Origin of the sequence: Paenibacillus sp. FSL P2-0322, assembly GCF_037975315.1 — a bacterium.
Taxonomy (GTDB): Bacteria; Bacillota; Bacilli; order Paenibacillales; family Paenibacillaceae; genus Paenibacillus; species Paenibacillus polymyxa_B.
This window is the reverse complement of the sequence record NZ_CP150243.1, coordinates 3,649,300-3,668,002: the sequence shown is the minus strand read 5'-3', so window position 1 is coordinate 3,668,002 and position 18,703 is coordinate 3,649,300. Positions and strand designations below refer to the sequence as shown.

Sequence of the window (18,703 nt, the reverse complement as noted above, 5' to 3'; positions counted from 1 at the left end):
GAAATCAAAAAAATGAATATATTGTAAAATGTATCTTGAGAAAAAGCGTATAATGGTGTGCAGAATACCAGAAAAAGGAGTGAAGTATTTGCTTGCCTGGGGTTTTGTTTTTTTGCTGACTATCATCATTCATACTACAGATAGCTTGTCCTATGCTCTTCGGCTTGGTGGTTTGCGAGCGCGTCGGATTGGATTGGCGTTAACCGTTGCGGGGATGCTGCTGTTGGTTTCACGCACCTCTAACATGGCGCAGGGGCCTTTACTTGGAGGGATGGTCGATCAGGCTAAAGCTGCAACACAAGTGGGCAGAACGGATATTAGACTGGAACTATATATGCATGGGGTACTGCTGGCAGCAACCGTTGGAACTATGCTTGCTATATTACTGTATCCAACAGTGGTACGCATGTCAGCCAGATGGATTGTGCATTTGGAGCATACCGGATCTATTCCGGCTTTGGTGCGTCATTTAATGCTGCGAAGTCGCTGGAAACATGCAGGCTACTACATAAAGCGCCCCACCTGGTCAATGCTTACTTCACTGATTAGTGGAGCGATACCCAAGCGTCTAATTATTCTGAATATAGCTGTCACTGCGATTTATACAACAGGAGTAGTATCTGCTTTATATGCATCATTCCTGTGGCCTGCTCAAGGTACAGCAATGTCAATGTCGTCAGGTCTAATCAATGGCGTCGCAACGGTATTATTAACCTTGTTAATTGATCCAAGATTGGCGGTTCTGTCGGAGAAAACGCTACGAGGGGAGCTACCCTTAACTCGGATGAACAGCATGTACGGCTGGATGATCATCTCGCGCTTGGCAGGTACTTTATTAGCCCAGCTATTGCTAGTACCGCTAGCCATTTGGCTTGGATGGGTAATGAGTTAAATGGCTAGCTTACGTAATGATGTGCTGCCACATCCCAAAAAAGGCTGGCCCGTGATCATCTATTAAAGATAGATCGCGGGTCAGCCCCAATGATTCCATGGCTATTTACTGTTCAAATAATGACTTATATGCTCCGTATCCTTCACGTTCCAAGTCTTCTTGAGGCACAAAGCGGAGCGCGGCGGAATTTATGCAATAACGCAAACCATCTGGACCAGGACCATCATCGAATACGTGCCCTAAATGGGAGTCAGCTTCACGACTTCGCACCTCGGTACGGATCATAAAATGGCTGAGATCAGTTTTTTCTTTGACATTGTAGCTGCGCAATGGACGGGTAAAGCTGGGCCAACCGCAACCTGCGTCAAATTTGTCCAATGAACTGAACAAAGGCTCTCCTGATACGATATCCACGTAAATGCCTTCACCCTCATGATCCCAAAACTCATTTTGAAAAGGGCGCTCGGTCGCGTTTTTTTGTGTTACTTCGTATTGAATAGGCGTCAGCCGATCTTTAAGATCGGATTTATCAATCTTGCCGGACCAATTTTGCTCGATAAAATCTTCACGTCCCGAACCTTTGCGGTAGCGCTTGTAATGAGCGGGGTTCTTCTTATGATAGTCCTGATGATATTCTTCTGCTTCATAAAAAGTGGCCGCAGGCAGGATCGGTGTAGCAATGGGCTTGTCGAAGCGGCCACTTTGAGCCAAAGCTTCTTTAGACGCTTCTGCCTTGATTCGTTGCTCTTCATTATGATAGAAAATAGCCGTTTGGTAGGATGAACCCCTATCGTGGAACTGTCCACCTTCATCCGTCGGATCAATCTGCTGCCAGAATAGCTCCAACAGTTTTTCATACGGGAAAACTTGTGGGTCAAATGTAATCTGTACGGCTTCCACATGCCCCGTTGTTTCAGAACACACCTCTTCATAGGTAGGATTTTCGGTATGTCCCCCTGTGTATCCAGATCTAACCTTCAAAATACCGGGTAATTCCTCAAAAGGGGAAACCATGCACCAGAAGCAGCCACCTGCAAAAGTTGCTTTTTCTACTGTGTGTGGATTGTTGGTGCTCATATTTGTCACTCCAATCTGAGAATGTTTAATTAGTTGTTATTTAAATAGCTTACAATTAAATTATATACGAGATTTTTGCAAAATCCAACGAAACGTCAGAAACCAAACAGCAGTGTAACTGGCTCTGTCCTCAAAAATCGCAACGAAACATCCTACAGAGACGGTGGCAAACTATCGCATTATATTCTATTGGCGCGTTGAAGCCTTTTTCGGTAGAGTATAAAGCCGCCGCCCACCAGTGCAGTATATAGCACCAAAATGAGCAAACCGGTGATTGGATGTTCTGCAAAGGTGCCGCCTGCATAAGCATACACCGCAATTGCGGGAAGCTTGCCAATAGCTGTACCTAGGATAAAGCTCCAGAACGGAAACCCTGCTACTCCAGCGTATACATTTACCGCTGCCTGGGGGATGACCGGAATCAGGCGAGCCAGCAGCACAGCAGCAAAAGGCTCCCTCTCCATGACCCGATTGAAGCGCTCCAATGCGGGAACCCGCTCCAAATAGGCACGTCCTTTGTCACGGAACAGGGTACGTACGGCACTATAAACGACCAGCGCAGCCAAGGTAGTGCCCAGCCAGCAGATCAGAGCACCTTGCCAGGGGCCTGCGGCATAAGCAATAGAAGCGATAATCAGCTTGTACGGCACAAACGGTATTAACGCGAATAAAAATGCGAGCAGTAGCAAAACTGGAAAGGAGGTTTGCTTGTCCGCCCAGGCGAGCCAATCATATCTGTAGATAAACGCGATGCAAAGCAGCGAAACATAAGCCGCGACGAGTAGCCATTTTTTCATTTACATACCTCTTTCAATATCCCTGTTCGGCTTATCGCTTATACAGAAAAAAATAGGGTTCACATTCCCAATAATGTGTGCTATACTGCCACTAATAGAATAGTTCCCAAAGGGGAGTAGCTCAACGAGTAAAGTCGTCATTACGGGATTTTTAATCCCCGGCTTTATTGGCAACGTAATGTTGTAAGCGAGACCTTTGCCAGGATTTTAGGAATCCGGGTAAATGGTCTTTTTTTGATGCCAAATTTGGGTCAAGCGCCGTTTCCGGATTCCGTGAAATGGCGCTTTTTTAGTATAAAGCGCTGAACTATGTACAGTATAACAAATAAATAAAAAAGGTGGGAGAAACGTATGGATTTTTTGTCAATTGAGTTTTTAACCGCATTAGTATCCATCATTATCATTGATCTGGTGCTAGCTGGTGACAATGCCATCGTAATCGGTTTGGCGGCTCGCAATGTTGATAAGGCCAATCAAAAGAAGGTCATTATTTGGGGGACGGTCGGAGCGGTCATCATTCGTGTGATTGCTACAGTGCTGGTCACGTATTTATTGCAAATTTATGGATTGCGTTTGATTGGGGGACTCGCACTTATCTATATTGCCTATAAGCTGCTGGTCGAAGAGAAAAAACATGAAATTTCAGCTACGAATCAAATGTGGGCAGCGATCCGCACGATTATTATCGCGGATACGATGATGGGCCTCGACAATGTACTTGCTGTTGCGGGAGCAGCTCATGGAAACATGCTGCTTGTTATACTGGGTCTGGCAATCTCCGTTCCAATCATGGTGTGGGGAAGTACGATTATCTTGAAGCTGACTGAACGTTACCCAGTAGTTATTACGATTGGTGCTGCTGTACTGGCTTATACTGCCGCCAAAATGGTGGTGGCGGAACCGCTGATTGCACACTGGTTTATGAACGGGGTCGTTAAATACGGCTTTGAGGTTCTGGTTGTGGTTCTGGTTGTAGCCATTGGGATGCGTGTTAAAAAAATTAAAAGTGAAAAAACAAGAAAGCAAGCGCAGCACGCCTAAGCTAACTTACATTAAGTAAACTTAGCTGAAGCTGAACGTTCATGCCGTAGAGGCTGTTCTGTTAGGTCCAATTGGACCCGGAGCAGTCTCATTTCTTTGCTTGTCAGCAGACTTCCATGTAAACTAGACAACAGATGAATGAGTGATTAAAGGTGGGAGCGAAATGGACAAGCAAACGAAGACAAGGGTAGCTATTGCAGGACTGGGTGGTATTGCTCGAAAAGTATACTTACCGTTACTGGCAGCACACCAAGGTGTAGACATTGTAGGTGTCATGAACCGTTCACAGGAGCCGGTGAGTTCCATTATGGAGCAATATAGGTTGCCAAGAGGAACGACTGATGTGAAGGAGATGCTAGCATGGGAACCGGAAGCTGTATTTATACATGCCGCGACCGAAGCTCATTTTGATCTAGTTATGGCGTGTATTGAAAAAGGGATTGCTGTGTATGTGGATAAACCGTTGTCCTATGATGTTCGTCAGAATCTGGAAATGACCGCTTTTGCGGAAGCGCAGGCCGTGCTGCTGGCGGTAGGCTTTAATCGACGTTTTGCCCCGCATTATGTAGCTGCTAAAGCATGGTTAGAGGAAGCAGGTGGATTCAGTCAATGTGCGGCCATTAAACACCGTACTGGATATGATCGAGGACCGGCGGCACAGACGGTTTATGATGATTTAATTCACATGCTTGATTTGCTTTTGTGGTTGGGTGGCGATGATTATGAGCTGCTGCATAGTAGTATGAATACGACGAGTGATGGATATATGGATGCTGCGTTCGGGACCGTACGTTTGGGGAATGCTACCGGAAGCTACAGTATGAGTAGACAGGCAGGGGCTGACATAGAGAAGCTGGAGCTTCACGGGGCAGGACGGTCTGTTGAAGTAATAAATATGGAACAGGCTGTTTTTATGCAAAAAAATCATTCACCACTAACGCAAACATTTGGAAGCTGGGATACGATTTTGGAAAGACGGGGATTCACCGGAGTCGTGAATCATTTTCTGGAGCATATTCATCGTCCGGAGGAGTGTGCTGTACGGGCTGGAAAAGTATTGGAAAGCCATATGCTGGCTGACGAACTGATCAGCCGTTTGAGTGTTTAATATGGAACGTCCGAACGTGATCTTAACAGTCCAGACAGACATCAAGAATTAGGTTGAAGGAGAAATGAATGAATGGAAGAAGATAACCGTGGTAAACAGCTAGAAGAAGCCATCATTGAAAATTATAAGCAAGAAGAAGATATGATGATCCTTGTATTTGCGCAATGGTGTATCAATCACGGGTTGGAGCCAGAGGAATTATATCGTGTAGCGTATCCGCATCAGGATAGTAACGAGCGTCTGCTACGAGTACGCAAGTTGACTGTATCGCGTGAAGAAGCGGGTGATATTCCGCTGGATACGGTATTAGGGGTACTGTCCATGTTCGGAAATGAGGACTTGGCGATGGTCGTATCTGAGGCGGCTGCCAGCCTTTCGTCGGAACGGAAATAGGGCTAGCCAGAATAAACAATATACTGTTATCATTTATGGCATCATGGACTCACTGTATTTACTTAAGACATTGTTGATGGGGAGGGTAAGCTTACGATGGAAGATATACCTATGCCAAGTACCTGTAAAGGCTGTGAAAGAGATATCTCGATATCGGAAGAGCAAATTACCAGAATTCTAACCAACATGAGACCCAAAATGGAATGTGTAAACGATGAAGTGTACGAAGCCAGACTGTTGGCCTGCTCACAATGTGAAGAGTTAATGTCCGGGCATACATGTGGCATCAGCGGAAGTATTGTTCGTGTACGTGCTTTGGCGGCAGCTCAAAATTGTCCCAGTTACCATGGTTCACGCTGGATAGGAACAGCCTAAAAGATACAATGCTCAGGCTCGGCTGAACTTGGATTACGGGTTAAAGTAGTCATACCTTGGTCTGCCCTAATGGCAGGCTTTTTGGTTTGATTGGACCTTTTCTTAACGATTGACAAAAAGTAGGCAATAAAATATATTAAACACGTGAAATGTTTTTATTTAATTATTAATATTTATATTAATATTTTCTAGATGTGATGTTGCGTAAAAATTAAGATCGGAAGAAGATCGGTGGTATGAGTGATATTTAGACCAAAAATGAAAGCGCAAACATTCGTAAGGGTGTTCCAACAATCTTAATATTTTGGGGAGGGTTTGTTGTGAAGGGTTCTATTGTTGTTAATACCGATTGGAAACAAGGCATTATTAATAAAAATATTTATGGACAATTTGCTGAGCATCTTGGACGTTGCATTTATGAAGGCATATGGGTTGGAGAGGACTCACCGATTCCAAACACAAACGGAATTCGAAATGATGTAGTGGAAGCCCTGAAAAAGCTGAACATTCCTGTATTGCGCTGGCCGGGAGGCTGTTTTGCCGATGAATATCATTGGAAAGATGGTATCGGACCAAAAGAAAACCGTAAGAGAATGGTAAATACGCATTGGGGCGGTGTGGTTGAAAATAATCATTTTGGCACACATGAGTTTTTTCAATTGTGCGAACTGTTAGATGCAGAGCCTTATATTTGTGGAAATGTCGGCAGTGGTACAGTTCAGGAAATGTCGGAGTGGGTAGAGTACATGACCTTCGATGGAGAGTCTCCTATGGCTGCATGGCGTCAGGAAAACGGTCGTGAGAAACCATGGAAGCTCAAATATTTTGGAGTGGGTAACGAAAACTGGGGTTGTGGCGGTAACATGCGCCCAGAATATTATGCCGACCTGTATCGCCGCTATCAGACATATGTCCGTAACTATGGCGAGAACCGCATTTATCGGATTGCAGGGGGGGCGAATGTGGATGATTATCGTTGGACCGAAGTGTTAATGCGTGAAGCTGGGCATCTTATGGACGGTTTGAGCCTGCATAACTATACGATCCCGGGAAACTGGGAAGGGAAACGGCAAGCACTCGGCTTTGATGAAGCGGAATGGTTCGAGACGATGAAAAAATCATTGCATATGGATGAATTGATTACTCGTCATTCAGCCATTATGGACCAATATGATCCTGACAAAAGGGTCGGACTGATCGTCGATGAATGGGGAACCTGGTTCCTGACTGAGCCGGGGACCAATCCGGGCTTCCTGTATCAGCAAAACACGATGCGCGATGCGCTGGTAGCTGGGCTGCACCTACACATTTTCCATAATCACCATGACCGAGTACAGATGACGAATATCGCTCAAATGGTCAATGTTTTACAGGCCATGATTCTGACCGAAGGCCCTGCTATGCTGTTGACGCCGACATACCATATATTTGAAATGTTTAAGGTGCATCAGGATGCACAAGCACTGGCTGTTCATGTAAAGGTGGGCGATTATGAATATGATGGGGATTCCATCCCACAAGTAAGCGTGTCCGCCTCCAAGGCGCAGGATGACAATATTCATATTAGCTTTTGCAACATCCATCCGGGCGAGTCGGCAAACTTGAATTTGGAGCTAAGAGGACTGGAAGAGGTTAAAAAGATCAGCGGTGTTGTTCTTGCCAGCGACGATATGCAGGCACATAATACGTTTGATCAGCCAGAGCGTGTGAAAAAGGAAGCTTTCACATCCTATCAGCTGCAAGGTCAGCATTTGGATGTTACACTGCCACCAATGTCGGTAGTGATGCTGACAATTGCTCCGTAAAAAAGCTGGGTTGTGGTATGTAAGCACAATTTCATTATTATTGGTTATGAACAAAGAGAGCGTTCAGGTGAACGCTCTCTTTTACCTACAATTGCTCGCGGTGAATCACCCTGAATTCTTTGGGCGACATACCGAAGCGGGAACGAAATACACGATGAAAATACGTGTAATTTGCAAATCCTGACGATTCGGCGGCTTGTTCCAGTGACATGGGACTGAAAATGATTCGTTCTCTCGCCATGTTAAGCCTGATGTCCAGCGTGTACTGCATAATGCTCGTATCGAATGTTTCCTTAAACAGATGTACTGCTCGGGATACGCTGATACCTACGTGTGAAGACACGTCATCCAGCTTGAAGTTAGAGGATGCATTTTCTTCAATATAATTTTTAATCTGATACGCAAGATAGTTATGATGAGTAGCGATAGGATGATCGGATAGCATACGGTCAAACTCCAAACATAAAATGCGCATGTAATAACTTGATATTTCCGGGTAAGGATTAGAAATACGTCGTTGCTCCATCACAAGCTGACGAAATAGGCCAAGCAGGGCTTCTGTGAGCTGAACCTTAATTCTGTTGGGTCGTTTATGATGGTTCCACCACTCATCTACCCAGGAACCACCGAAAAAAATGTGATAATCTCCACTTTCCACGACCAGATCTCCCATGGGATTCAACTCACTATGAATATCCAGTTCATAAGGCTCGGTAGGATTGAATAGCAGTAGATCACCCGCCTCAATCCGTGTCATTTCCCCGTTAATGCGGGCCTGGCAGCGTCCATCTGTTTGCAAACGGAATAAATAATTTTTAATCCCATCAGGCTGGTTCGAATAAAAGGGCTTTCGATGGAAGGAATAGCCTGCGGTAAGAACCTGACAAGGCTCGACGATAGACATGATGATGACTCCTTTGGACATATGGCTGTTTCAAATATTGACCAGATTGTTCATGTTTTAATCATATTATTCATTTTAAACGAAACAGAAATAGAATACTATGTGAACTGTAAAGCTTACATGTTAGATGAGAAAGTACATGTTGGAGGCCAAGGAGTGTGACGACGTGGAACGAATGAAGGCCGGGATTATCGGATGCGGTACTATTAGCTCGGTATATCTTGAAAATCTCCAAAAGAGCCCACTTATTGAAGTAGTGGCCGTCGCTGATTTACTAGATGAGAGGGCCAAGGAGAGGGCCGATGAATTCAACATTGAAAACGTATACAAGGTGGGTGAATTGCTTCGTCAGCCTGAGATTGAGCTTGTATTTAATCTGACCGTGCCTGGCAGCCATGCACTGACAGATGTGGCGATACTAGAGGCAGGCAAGCATGTGTACAGTGAAAAGCCTTTGGCGCATTGAAATTCACGGACCATCGTGCTAATGCTGAGCTGGCCTACCATGTGTTAGAAGCCATGCATGCTTTTCAGCGCTCATCATTGGAAGGCAATCACATTACGCTGGAAAGCACGTTCAAGCCGGACGAGGATTTGTATTATGGAACAGATATAATGGAAAATTCATCCTAATTAAAGAGGTGAAGGGTAATGGCTAAAGTAGGATTGCAATTGTACACAGTAAGGGAAGAGCTTGAACAGGATTTTGAAGGTACATTGCGCAAGGTAGCTGAGTTTGGCTATAAAGGGGTAGAATTTCATACCTTTTTCGGACGCAATGCCAAGGATGTCAGAGCGCTTTTGGATGAGCTAAATCTGGAAGTTGTCGGAACTCATATACAATATTCTCGTTTGTTGGATCATTTGGATGAGGAGATTGCATACCACAAAGAATTGGGCAATAAGTACCTAATCGTTCCTTATTTAACCGAAGAACAGCGACAGTGGGATGAAATTTTTGCTAATTTGAATCGTATTGGTGAAAAAGTGAAAGAACAGGGCTTGATACTGGCTTATCATAATCATGATTTTGAATTGACAGAAAAAATCAATGATCGCCCGGTATTCGATGCTTTATATGATGCGGTTTCCGATGATTTGTTACAGGTCGAAATGGATACTTGTTGGGTATACTATGGGGGCTATGATCCAGTGGAATACATCGGACGTTATAATGGACGCCTGCCTATCATTCACTTAAAGGATATGGCACGTGACGAGCAACAAAAAGCAGTGACTGTAGAGCTTGGCAAAGGCGAAGTGCAGCTTCAGGCCATTACAGACGCCGCTATTCAGGCAGGTGTGGATTGGGTCGTCGTGGAACAGGATTTCTGCTCAAACCCTCCAATCGAAAGCATTGAAACCAGCATTAAATGGCTCCAACAATACGCAGCTCAGGGAGGAAATATTCATGTCTAAAACACTCAAAATCGGGATTATTGGTTGTGGAGGCATTGCCAACGGCAAACACTTGCCGAGTCTTGCCAAGCAGAAGCGTGCAGAAATCGTTGCATTCTGTGACATCATTCAGGAGCGCGCTGAAGAGGCAGCAGAAAAGTTTGGAATTGAAGGGTCGCAAGTTTATAGTGATTACCGTCAGTTGCTAGAAAATAAAGACATTGAAGTCGTACATGTGTGTACACCCAATGACTCGCACTCAGAAATTACCGTAGCGGCGCTTGAGGCAGGTAAGCATGTGCTGTGTGAAAAGCCGATGGCTAAAACTGCTGAGCAAGCACGGGAGATGCTCGATGCAGCCAACCGTACAGGTAAGAAGCTGTCTATTGCGTATCAAAACCGATATCGTGATGACAGTTTGTATCTGAAGCAATTGGTTGAGCAAGGAGAGCTTGGAGACATTTATCTGGGCAAAGCCATTGCTCTACGCCGTCGCGCGGTTCCGACTTGGGGAGTATTCTTGGATGAAGAGAAGCAGGGCGGTGGTCCTCTTATTGATATTGGCACGCATGCACTCGACCTGACACTCTGGCTGATGGATAATTACAAGCCTAAAAGTGTACTAGGTTCAACCTTCCATAAGCTAGGGGATCGTAAAGATGCGGCAAATGCCTTTGGGCCTTGGAATCCTGAGGAATTTAAGGTAGAGGACTCAGCTTTTGGTTTTATTACGATGCAAAATGGAGCTACGATTGTACTGGAATCCAGCTGGGCATTGAACGTTGTAGAGTTTGGCGAAGCGAAGACGCTGTTATGCGGAACCGAAGGCGGAGCTGATATGCAGGATGGATTGCGCATTAACGGGGAAAAGAACAGCCGCTTGTTTGATACGAAAATAGATCTGGATGCAGGTGGTGTTGCCTTTTACTCTGGAGAAACGGAAAATGAAGCAGACCGCGAAGCTCGTCTGTGGATCGAATCTATTCTGGACGACAAAGAACCTCTTGTGAAGCCGGAACAGGCACTGGTTGTTACTGAAATTTTGGAAGCTATCTATGAATCGGCCCGTACCGGGAAAGCTGTCTATTTTGACTAAGCCCGTAATTATCTCGAATAGACCATCATTATAATGAAAGCAGCTTTTTTCACATATGATACAGGGAGGGATTTCTTTTGAAACTTGGAGTATTTATGGTGTTGTTCGGCGGACGTTCGCTGGAGGAGGCGCTGGATTATGTGGCTTCTCAAGGATTAGATGCTGTAGAAATCGGTACAGGCGGCAACCCAGGAGATAAGCATTGTAAGCCGGATGAGTTGCTGGAGAATGATACAGCGCTCAAAAATTTTAAAAAGGCAGTAGAGTCCCGTGGACTAACGATTAGTGCGCTTAGCTGTCACGGCAATCCTCTTCATCCGCAAAAGCATTTAGCCCAAGCTGATCATGAAACGTTTCTTAAAACCGTTCGATTGGCAGAAAAGCTGGAAGTTCCAGTTGTGAACACTTTCTCTGGCTGTCCGGGTGATCATGAGGATGCGAAATATCCAAATTGGCCTGTGGCTCCGTGGCCTAATGATTTTCAGGAAGTGTTGAAGTGGCAATGGGAGAATAAAATTATTCCTTACTGGACTGAGACGGGAAAATTTGCAGCAGATCATCATGTTAAAATTGGGCTGGAGCTACACGGAGGCTTCTCCGTTCATACACCAGCGACCTTGCTTCGTTTGCGTGAAGCTGCGGGAGAGGTCATTGGTGCTAATCTGGATCCGAGCCACATGTGGTGGCAGGGAATTGACCCAGTGCAGGCGGTTCAAATTTTGGGCCGAGAGGGAGCCATTCACCATTTTCATGCCAAGGATACGACGATTGATCCGGTCAATGTAAATAAATATGGACTTACCGATATGCAGGAATATACCAAAATGCTAGATCGCGCTTGGCAGTTCCGTACTGTGGGTTATGGACATGATGTAAAAACCTGGGCAGATATTATCAGTGCTCTGCGTCTGGTGGGATACGATTATGTAGTGAGTATTGAGCATGAAGATGGTCTGATGTCCGTGGAGGAAGGCTTTACTAAGGCTGTCCACAATCTTCGCCAGGTATTAATTGAAGAACCGCTGAGCGAGATGTGGTGGGTCTAACCTAATAGGGGGAAATGTTGATGATTAACGTCACCATTTGGAATGAATTTTTGAACGAAAAGTTGAATGATGAAGCCAAACAGATATATCCTGACGGGATACACAAAGCGTTGGCTGACGGCCTGGCAGGAGAGGGATTTTCCATTCGAACAGCTACTCTTCGTGATGATGCCGAGCATGGTTTGGGAGAAGAGATCCTGAATTCCACAGATGTGCTGCTGTGGTGGGGGCATAAAGCCCACGATCAGGTGAGCGATGAAGTTACGGCGCGTGTTGTAAAGCGAGTGCAGGGAGGAATGGGCTTGATCGTGCTACACTCGGGCCATTTTTCAAAGCCATTCAAAGCCCTAATGGGCACTAGCTGTGATCTGAAATGGAGGGTGGCAGGTGAACAGGAGATTATTTGGTCGGTGAATCCGTCACATCCTATTGCAGAAGGCATAGACGCCAAAATTTTGTTGAAGCAGGAAGAGATGTATGGCGAGTTCTTTGATATTCCAGCGCCGGATGAATTGGTATTTGTTAGTAACTTTGAAGGCGGCGAAGTATTTAGAACCGGATGTACTTTCCGCCGAGGTAGCGGTAAGATATTCTATTTCCGCCCAGGTCATGAGACCTATCCGACTTATTACCAGCCTGATATTTTGAAAGTTATCGCCAACAGCATTCGTTGGACTTCTCCGACAAATATTAACAAACCAATATATGGAAGAAGCGAACCTGTAAGACCTCTCGGTGGAGTGTTGGTATAATAACAATCATCACATTTTGATGAGCTGTATAATGAACAGATTGATAGGCGGAACCTCTAGGGATTCCGCCTTTTTGTATTTAACGATTTAGACATATACCTGCTGTGTTGGTTTGTTGTATAATCAGTTTTGGTCATGGCAACTTTATCAGCGCAGGTATTTAATTTAAGAAGAAAGTGTTTTCTTTCGGGATAAAGTATGCTAAAATGATATATACTAACAAAAGGAAAGCTTTATCAAACCGAAATGCAAAAGAAGGTGAAAAATTTGGAGAGTCAACCGCAATTTACAAAAATGTGTCCGCGTTTTGAAACCGCCTTTTCATGTTTGGGTAAGCGTTGGAATGGATTAATTATTCAATCCATGATGAGCGGTCCTAAGCGGTTTAAGGATATTTCCAATCTGATTCCCACAATGAGTGACAAAATGTTATCAGAGCGGATGAAAGATTTGGAAAATGAAGGAATACTTACACGTCATGTATATCCGGAAACTCCTGTCCGCATTGAATACGAGCTAACAACCAAAGGCCGTGCGCTTCAGCCGGTTATGGAACAGATTCAATTTTGGGCTGAGGAATGGATTAGATGAGCACCAAACTAAATAAGCGTTTCTCATAGCAAAACAGCCTTTTCCTAGGAAAAAGGCTGTTTTTTTATTTTGTGTATAGGACTACTTATCCATTTTACAGAAATGATCTGCATAGGCAGGACGGCTTAATAGCCTTTGACGCGCCCTGCAACTGAGAATAATCCTGCTGTTGCACGGCGGGGCACACGGGTTTGAATATCCAGCGCGGCCGAACGGAATGTACCCAAGCAGGAATGGCAAAGTCTTCCTGCATAAATGGGGGAACGGCAGGATTCACAAGGATAATCAAGCTGACTGTATGTGGAGGGAAACTTGCCTGCTCTTACCCAATCTGTGAGCAATTCTATAGGTGTGCCGGTTACGTCACTGAGCTGACGAGTATGAGTAGAAGGATGCTTCCATAGATAGTTAGAACAGCGGTCCAAGAATATATTTTCTTCCTGAATACAAGAACTACACAGGTTTCTAAGGTTTTGACGAAAAACGGAACCGCATTTTGGGCAATTAGAAGTATGTATCTCCATAGAAACCAGTCCTTTGTATCGAAACATAGTGAAATTTTAAATTTATTAGTTATATATTACTATGACCTTATACCTATATCAATCTTTATTTATGGAATCTCTGATCTTTAAGTGTATGTTGAAATCTGTGTTGACATTACTTTGTTACTTATGTATTATTACTTACATAAAGTTACTTAATGAATAAAATAAACTATTACTGATAAGGGGATCTTTATATGATGCCATCTTTATTTTTGGCCCACGGCTCACCGATGCTTGCTATTGAACAGACGGACTATACTTCATTTTTAGAGCAACTGGGGAAAAGCATTCGCCCTAAAGCGGTTGTTATCTTTACTGCTCATTGGGAAGCGCAAACGTTGACGATCAGTTCGATGGATGACGTGTACGATACCATTTATGATTTTGGCGGTTTCCCACCGGAACTGTACACGGTGAAATATCCAGCACATGGTTCTGTGGAACTGGCCAATAAGCTGGAAAAATTATATGAAGAAAAGGGCATTGACGTACAAACTGACCGGGTGAGGGGACTGGATCATGGATCCTGGACATTGTTGCATCGTATGTATCCTGAGGCAGACATTCCGGTAGTTCAGATCTCAGTAAATCCATATCTTTCGCCCAAAGCACAATATGCCATTGGTGAAGTGCTGCGTGGACTGGGAGAACAAGATATTCTGGTCATTGGCAGTGGAGTGACTGTTCATAATCTGCGTATCGTCAAATGGGGGGAAACGAAAACAGAACCTTGGGCTATAGATTTTGATGATTGGATTATTGAAAAAGTTCAAAGTAGAGATATAGAGGCTTTGGATCACTATGAAAGCGAAGCACCGTATGCTCGCCAGGCCGTACCAAGAGCAGAGCACTTTGTACCGTTGTTTATTGCAATGGGGAGTGGCAATCCTGCAAACAAAGCCAAGGTCATCCATAGAAGCTATGAGATGGGGAATTTAAGTTATCTATGCTTACAGTTTTAAAAAGTGTGTTGCCAGAAGAAGGACTAGTGTTAAAATGCTTCGCAACTGCTTCTGTATAAGTAGAGGAGTGGAAATAAATTAGGGAGTGTTATAAGCTATAATGGCTTATAACACTCCCTTTTACATAAAAAACGATTTATTATATGCGGCAAATCTCACGAGGGCACAATTCACAATGACATACGCCTTGCAGCATTTCCAAATCCTTGACAACAATCATGCCATTATCATATTCAACTGCATTTTTCTTACGTAGATCACTAAGCATCCGGTTTACGCTTTCCCGAGTCGCACCGATCATATTTGATAAGTCAGTATGAGTAATTTTTTTATGAATCAGGATATGTTCGCCGTGAGGCTCACCATAGGTATTGCATAGACGGATGAGTGTTGAACATAAAGCGCCAGGCTTGCCGTACATCATCAAATCGCGGAACTTAGTCTGAGTAATGCGATGATGCGAACCCATCCATTTCATAAAGTCAATCGCAAAATCACAATGCTGGCAAATAAGTAGCTCCAGATCTGTATGATCGATTACGCCAATATCACTGTCTTCCAGAACCTCAGCAGAAAAGGAATGCTTAGTACCGAAAAATGGATCGGCTTGACCAACAAGATCGCCGCTTTGATACATATATAGAATAAGTTCCTTACCCTCATCCGTTGTTTTGGTTACTTTCACGCGTCCGCGCTTAATATAAAACAGCTTATCCGCTGTATCTCCTTCCCAGAACAGATGCGAGCTTTCTGGCATAACTCGATCTTTCATCATCACTTGCAACCGGTTGAAGCTGGCCTCCGAGAAGCAACAGGTGTTGCCGCGGGCTTCCATTACATTTGTAGGGTTTCTCATCGTCCATTTCCCCTTTGTATCCTATGTTTTTTATCTGCAACTTGATCAATTCAAATTCATTATATACCTGCGCAATGCGTTTTTGGGGCAAGAAGAGGGGGTAAAAGTGGCAGAATTCCAAACTTTGTGATTTAATTCACTTCATAAAATAAAATTTTAAATAGATTGTGAAAAAAATCACAATATATCTTGAAAAGCTGTGTTACGATCAGTGCGTGAACAAGAGATAGTACACGAGATAACAGGAGGATGAGGGAAATGGCTGTTAAAAACGAGGTTATCCAAAAAGAGCAAAGCGCAGAGCAGTATATTCAAACGCTGATTGACCGGGGGAACCGGGCACAGCAAGCTTTCATGAGTATGAATCAGGAACAGATTGACGAAATCGTACAAGCTATGGCACTCGCAGGGATGGATAAACACATGTACCTGGCGAAGTTGGCTGTTGAAGAAACAGGACGCGGTGTGTACGAGGACAAAATCACCAAAAACATGTTTGCAACAGAATATGTCTATCATAGTATCAAAAATGAAAAAACCGTCGGTGTCATTGAAGACAATGATTTTGACAGTTTTCAAAAGATAGCAGAGCCAGTCGGCATTATCATGGGGATCACTCCAGTGACAAACCCGACTTCGACTACGATGTTCAAAGCGTTGATTGCCATTAAAACACGTAACCCAATCATTTTCGGTTTCCATCCATCTGCTCAATCGTGTAGTGCGGAAGCAGCCCGCGTCTTGCTCGAAGCAGCCGTCAAACATGGTGCTCCAGCTGATTGTATTCAATGGATTGAAGCTCCATCGATGGATAAGACAAATTCACTCATGAATCACCCGGATGTGGCTCTGATTCTGGCAACTGGTGGATCAGGCATGGTTAAGGCGGCATATAGCTGCGGTAAACCTGCTCTGGGTGTAGGCCCAGGTAACGTGCCTTGCTTTATTGAAAAAACAGCAGACATCAAGCAGGCCGTGAACGATCTTATCCTCTCTAAATCTTTTGACAACGGTATGATTTGTGCTTCCGAGCAAGCGGTTATTATCGAAGAGCCAATCTTCGAACAAGTGAAAAAATTGATGATCGCTAACGGCTGCTATTTTGTAAATAAAGAAGAAGCAGCTAAGCTCACTCAAGGAGCTATGAATGTCGAGAAATGTGCAGTGAACCCAGCAATCGTCGGGCAGTCTGCTGTGAAAATTGCTGAAATGAGTGGTATCACAGTACCAGCAGGAACTAAAATTTTGGTCGCTGAGATTGAAGGGGTAGGAACAAAATTCCCATTGTCTGCGGAGAAATTGAGTCCTGTATTGGCTTGCTATAAAGTAAAAAATGCGGAACAAGGTATTCAACGCGCTGCTGAAGTCGTGGAATTCGGGGGCATGGGCCACTCGTCCGCTATTCATTCGAACGATGAGGACGTTATCGCCCGCTTCGCAAACCGTCTGCAAACAGGACGTATCATTGTAAATGCACCTTCCACACATGGTGCGATTGGCGACATTTACAACACCAATCTTCCTTCGTTGACACTCGGTTGCGGTTCGTACGGTCGTAACTCGACTTCGTCGAACGTATCGGCAGTCAATTTGATTAATGTGAAAAGGGTGGCGAAACGGACGGTGAATATGCAATGGTTCAAAGTACCTTCCAAAATCTATTTTGAAAAAAATTCGACACAGTATCTTGCTAAAATGCCTGATATCACACGTGTAGCCATTATCACGGACCCTATGATGGTAAAACTGGGATATGTGGATCGTGTTATTCATTATCTGCATCAACGCCAAACACCGGTAGCTATCGAAGTGTTCTCTGAAGTAGAGCCAGATCCATCGACAGTTACGGTAGAACGTGGTACAGAAATGATGAGACGTTTCCAACCGGATTGCATCATCGCACTGGGCGGCGGTTCGCCAATGGATGCGGCTAAAGGCATGTGGATGTTCTATGAATATCCAGATACTGATTTCAATAACTTAAAACAAAAATTCATGGATATCCGTAAACGGATTTACAAGTACCCACGTCTGGGCCAAAAAGCACAATTTGTAGCTATCCCTACAACCTCGGGTACAGGTTCCGAAGTTACATCGTTTGCAGTAATTACGGACAAAAACCTGGGTAACACGAAGTACCCGCTGGCTGACTATGAGTTGACTCCTGATGTGGCAATTATTGACCCAGTGTTTGTATATTCGCTGCCTAAAACAGCTGTAGCGGACACAGGTATGGACGTTCTGACACATGCTATCGAGGCTTACGTGTCCGTAATGGCTAATGATTACACAGATGGTCTGGCAATTAAAGCCATTCAATTGGTATTCCAATACCTAGAACAATCGGCTCTGATCGGTGATAAGCTGGCTCGTGAAAAAATGCATAATGCTTCCACACTTGCTGGTATGGCGTTTGCTAATGCATTCTTGGGTATTAACCACAGTCTTGCACATAAATGGGGTGGACAATACCATACAGCGCATGGCCGCACGAATGCCATTTTGCTGCCGCACGTTATTCGCTATAATGCGAAAAAACCGACAAAATTTGCTTCGTTCCCTAAATATTCGCACTTTGTTGCGGATGAGCGTTATGCAGAAATCGCGCGCATACTGGGACTGCCTGCACGCACCACCGAAGAAGGGGTTAACAGCTTGATCGAAGCAATCCGTAAGATGAACAAAACACTCGGTATCGAGGAATCGTTCCAACAAATCGGTTTCGATGCGAAGGATTTCGAATCACGTGTAGACTATCTGGCTGACCGCGCATTTGAAGATCAATGTACAACTGCGAATCCGAAGTTGCCACTGGTTACGGAGTTGGCTGATGTCTATCGCAATGCCTTCTACGGACGTTTTGACCAATAATATAATAGGTACGAAGAGGCTTGTGAAAAAGCATTTTCTCGTTCAATACCGATGCAGGCTCTCTATATAGAGGGCCTGTTGGTTTGGGAAGGGAGGTGAACGGCAAGGCTAAGGATATAGGCGCGAAGCTAGGGAAAATAAAGTGATAAAAATCACTCATGTTGTGATTTTTATCACATACTACACTCTAT

General features: G+C 44.4%; 20 protein-coding genes. 15 read left to right on the top strand and 5 right to left on the bottom strand.

The window, feature by feature from the left end:
- Positions 1 to 88: 88 nt before the first annotated feature.
- Complete coding sequence (locus tag MKY24_RS16140) at positions 89 to 892, top strand: lipid II flippase Amj family protein (RefSeq protein ID WP_023989288.1); 804 nt, start codon at positions 89 to 91, stop codon at positions 890 to 892.
- Positions 893 to 997: 105 nt separating this feature from the next.
- On the opposite strand, the gene msrA is transcribed toward MKY24_RS16140, so the two are convergent.
- Together msrA and MKY24_RS16130 are read right to left on the bottom strand one after the other, a co-directional pair.
- The gene (gene msrA, locus MKY24_RS16135; RefSeq protein WP_028540577.1) at positions 998 to 1,969 is read right to left on the bottom strand and encodes a peptide-methionine (S)-S-oxide reductase MsrA; all 972 of its coding nucleotides are present in this window, start codon (positions 1,967 to 1,969) and stop codon (positions 998 to 1,000) included.
- A gap of 179 nt (positions 1,970 to 2,148) precedes the next feature.
- Positions 2,149 to 2,766 (bottom strand): VTT domain-containing protein, encoded by a 618-nt coding sequence (locus MKY24_RS16130; protein ID WP_023989286.1) that lies wholly within the window; start codon positions 2,764 to 2,766, stop codon positions 2,149 to 2,151.
- A 351-nt stretch (positions 2,767 to 3,117) separates the two neighbouring features.
- On the opposite strand from MKY24_RS16130, the gene MKY24_RS16125 reads away from it, so the two are divergent.
- The 5 genes from MKY24_RS16125 (at position 3,118) to MKY24_RS16105 (ending at position 7,488) form a co-directional block, all read left to right on the top strand.
- A complete protein-coding gene (locus MKY24_RS16125) occupies positions 3,118 to 3,807 on the top strand; it encodes a TerC family protein (RefSeq protein WP_025722249.1) in 690 nt (229 codons plus the stop codon).
- Positions 3,808 to 3,970: 163 nt separating this feature from the next.
- Positions 3,971 to 4,915 carry a Gfo/Idh/MocA family oxidoreductase gene (locus tag MKY24_RS16120; RefSeq protein ID WP_053325706.1) on the top strand — a complete coding sequence of 315 codons (945 nt, stop codon included), beginning with the start codon at positions 3,971 to 3,973 and terminating at the stop codon, positions 4,913 to 4,915.
- A gap of 72 nt (positions 4,916 to 4,987) precedes the next feature.
- Positions 4,988 to 5,308, top strand: coding sequence for a hypothetical protein (locus MKY24_RS16115; RefSeq protein ID WP_023989283.1), 321 nt, complete (start codon positions 4,988 to 4,990; stop codon positions 5,306 to 5,308).
- Between the two features lie 96 nt (positions 5,309 to 5,404).
- Positions 5,405 to 5,683 (top strand): hypothetical protein, encoded by a 279-nt coding sequence (locus MKY24_RS16110; protein ID WP_023989282.1) that lies wholly within the window; start codon positions 5,405 to 5,407, stop codon positions 5,681 to 5,683.
- A gap of 320 nt (positions 5,684 to 6,003) precedes the next feature.
- Positions 6,004 to 7,488 (top strand): alpha-N-arabinofuranosidase, encoded by a 1,485-nt coding sequence (locus tag MKY24_RS16105; RefSeq protein ID WP_053325705.1) that lies wholly within the window; start codon positions 6,004 to 6,006, stop codon positions 7,486 to 7,488.
- Positions 7,489 to 7,573: 85 nt separating this feature from the next.
- On the opposite strand, the gene MKY24_RS16100 is transcribed toward MKY24_RS16105, so the two are convergent.
- Entirely contained in the window at positions 7,574 to 8,392 is an 819-nt protein-coding gene (locus tag MKY24_RS16100; RefSeq protein ID WP_023989280.1) for an AraC family transcriptional regulator, read from the bottom strand.
- Between the two features lie 127 nt (positions 8,393 to 8,519).
- Between MKY24_RS16100 and MKY24_RS16095 the strand changes: the two genes are divergently transcribed.
- The 7 genes from MKY24_RS16095 (at position 8,520) to MKY24_RS16065 (ending at position 13,275) form a co-directional block, all read left to right on the top strand.
- The gene (locus tag MKY24_RS16095; RefSeq protein WP_339200320.1) at positions 8,520 to 8,858 is read left to right on the top strand and encodes a Gfo/Idh/MocA family oxidoreductase; all 339 of its coding nucleotides are present in this window, start codon (positions 8,520 to 8,522) and stop codon (positions 8,856 to 8,858) included.
- A complete protein-coding gene (locus tag MKY24_RS16090; RefSeq protein WP_023989278.1) occupies positions 8,855 to 9,025 on the top strand; it encodes a hypothetical protein in 171 nt (56 codons plus the stop codon). The genes MKY24_RS16095 and MKY24_RS16090 overlap by 4 nt, the downstream gene beginning before the upstream one ends.
- An 18-nt stretch (positions 9,026 to 9,043) precedes the next feature.
- Positions 9,044 to 9,811 (top strand): sugar phosphate isomerase/epimerase family protein, encoded by a 768-nt coding sequence (locus MKY24_RS16085; RefSeq protein ID WP_023989277.1) that lies wholly within the window; start codon positions 9,044 to 9,046, stop codon positions 9,809 to 9,811.
- The gene (locus MKY24_RS16080) at positions 9,804 to 10,886 is read left to right on the top strand and encodes a Gfo/Idh/MocA family oxidoreductase (RefSeq protein ID WP_339200318.1); all 1,083 of its coding nucleotides are present in this window, start codon (positions 9,804 to 9,806) and stop codon (positions 10,884 to 10,886) included. Before MKY24_RS16085 ends, MKY24_RS16080 begins: the two co-directional genes overlap by 8 nt.
- Before the next feature lie 77 nt (positions 10,887 to 10,963).
- Positions 10,964 to 11,932, top strand: coding sequence for a sugar phosphate isomerase/epimerase (locus MKY24_RS16075; protein ID WP_013310854.1), 969 nt, complete (start codon positions 10,964 to 10,966; stop codon positions 11,930 to 11,932).
- Between the two features lie 20 nt (positions 11,933 to 11,952).
- Positions 11,953 to 12,684, top strand: a complete 732-nt coding sequence (locus MKY24_RS16070; RefSeq protein ID WP_339200317.1) for a ThuA domain-containing protein — start codon at positions 11,953 to 11,955, stop codon at positions 12,682 to 12,684.
- A 246-nt stretch (positions 12,685 to 12,930) separates the two neighbouring features.
- Complete coding sequence (locus tag MKY24_RS16065; protein ID WP_013371810.1) at positions 12,931 to 13,275, top strand: helix-turn-helix domain-containing protein; 345 nt, start codon at positions 12,931 to 12,933, stop codon at positions 13,273 to 13,275.
- Positions 13,276 to 13,400: 125 nt separating this feature from the next.
- On the opposite strand, the gene MKY24_RS16060 is transcribed toward MKY24_RS16065, so the two are convergent.
- Complete coding sequence (locus MKY24_RS16060) at positions 13,401 to 13,700, bottom strand: hypothetical protein (protein WP_226887755.1); 300 nt, start codon at positions 13,698 to 13,700, stop codon at positions 13,401 to 13,403.
- Positions 13,701 to 14,017: 317 nt separating this feature from the next.
- Here MKY24_RS16060 and MKY24_RS16055 point away from each other — a divergent pair, with 317 nt between their 5' ends.
- Positions 14,018 to 14,785, top strand: coding sequence for a class III extradiol ring-cleavage dioxygenase (locus MKY24_RS16055; protein WP_075154407.1), 768 nt, complete (start codon positions 14,018 to 14,020; stop codon positions 14,783 to 14,785).
- A 139-nt stretch (positions 14,786 to 14,924) separates the two neighbouring features.
- Here the strand turns inward: MKY24_RS16055 and MKY24_RS16050 are convergent, their stop codons facing one another.
- The gene (locus MKY24_RS16050; RefSeq protein WP_013310849.1) at positions 14,925 to 15,641 is read right to left on the bottom strand and encodes a Crp/Fnr family transcriptional regulator; all 717 of its coding nucleotides are present in this window, start codon (positions 15,639 to 15,641) and stop codon (positions 14,925 to 14,927) included.
- A gap of 258 nt (positions 15,642 to 15,899) precedes the next feature.
- On the opposite strand from MKY24_RS16050, the gene adhE reads away from it, so the two are divergent.
- Positions 15,900 to 18,512 carry a bifunctional acetaldehyde-CoA/alcohol dehydrogenase gene (gene adhE / locus MKY24_RS16045; RefSeq protein ID WP_023989274.1) on the top strand — a complete coding sequence of 871 codons (2,613 nt, stop codon included), beginning with the start codon at positions 15,900 to 15,902 and terminating at the stop codon, positions 18,510 to 18,512.
- Positions 18,513 to 18,703 lie beyond the last annotated feature (191 nt).

Excerpts from the sequence above, each read along its gene's own strand:
- msrA (WP_028540577.1), bottom strand. The coding sequence starts at position 1,969 with ATGAGCACCAACAATCCACACACAGTAGAAAAAGCAACTTTTGCAGGT.
- MKY24_RS16130 (WP_023989286.1), bottom strand. The coding sequence starts at position 2,766 with ATGAAAAAATGGCTACTCGTCGCGGCTTATGTTTCGCTGCTTTGCATC.
- MKY24_RS16125 (WP_025722249.1), top strand. The coding sequence starts at position 3,118 with ATGGATTTTTTGTCAATTGAGTTTTTAACCGCATTAGTATCCATCATT.
- MKY24_RS16120 (WP_053325706.1), top strand. The coding sequence starts at position 3,971 with ATGGACAAGCAAACGAAGACAAGGGTAGCTATTGCAGGACTGGGTGGT.
- MKY24_RS16115 (WP_023989283.1), top strand. The coding sequence starts at position 4,988 with ATGGAAGAAGATAACCGTGGTAAACAGCTAGAAGAAGCCATCATTGAA.
- MKY24_RS16110 (WP_023989282.1), top strand. The coding sequence starts at position 5,405 with ATGGAAGATATACCTATGCCAAGTACCTGTAAAGGCTGTGAAAGAGAT.
- MKY24_RS16100 (WP_023989280.1), bottom strand. The coding sequence starts at position 8,392 with ATGTCTATCGTCGAGCCTTGTCAGGTTCTTACCGCAGGCTATTCCTTC.
- MKY24_RS16095 (WP_339200320.1), top strand. The coding sequence starts at position 8,520 with ATGAGAAAGTACATGTTGGAGGCCAAGGAGTGTGACGACGTGGAACGA.
- MKY24_RS16085 (WP_023989277.1), top strand. The coding sequence starts at position 9,044 with ATGGCTAAAGTAGGATTGCAATTGTACACAGTAAGGGAAGAGCTTGAA.
- MKY24_RS16080 (WP_339200318.1), top strand. The coding sequence starts at position 9,804 with ATGTCTAAAACACTCAAAATCGGGATTATTGGTTGTGGAGGCATTGCC.
- MKY24_RS16070 (WP_339200317.1), top strand. The coding sequence starts at position 11,953 with ATGATTAACGTCACCATTTGGAATGAATTTTTGAACGAAAAGTTGAAT.
- MKY24_RS16065 (WP_013371810.1), top strand. The coding sequence starts at position 12,931 with ATGCAAAAGAAGGTGAAAAATTTGGAGAGTCAACCGCAATTTACAAAA.
- MKY24_RS16055 (WP_075154407.1), top strand. The coding sequence starts at position 14,018 with ATGATGCCATCTTTATTTTTGGCCCACGGCTCACCGATGCTTGCTATT.
- MKY24_RS16050 (WP_013310849.1), bottom strand. The coding sequence starts at position 15,641 with ATGAGAAACCCTACAAATGTAATGGAAGCCCGCGGCAACACCTGTTGC.
- adhE (WP_023989274.1), top strand. The coding sequence starts at position 15,900 with ATGGCTGTTAAAAACGAGGTTATCCAAAAAGAGCAAAGCGCAGAGCAG.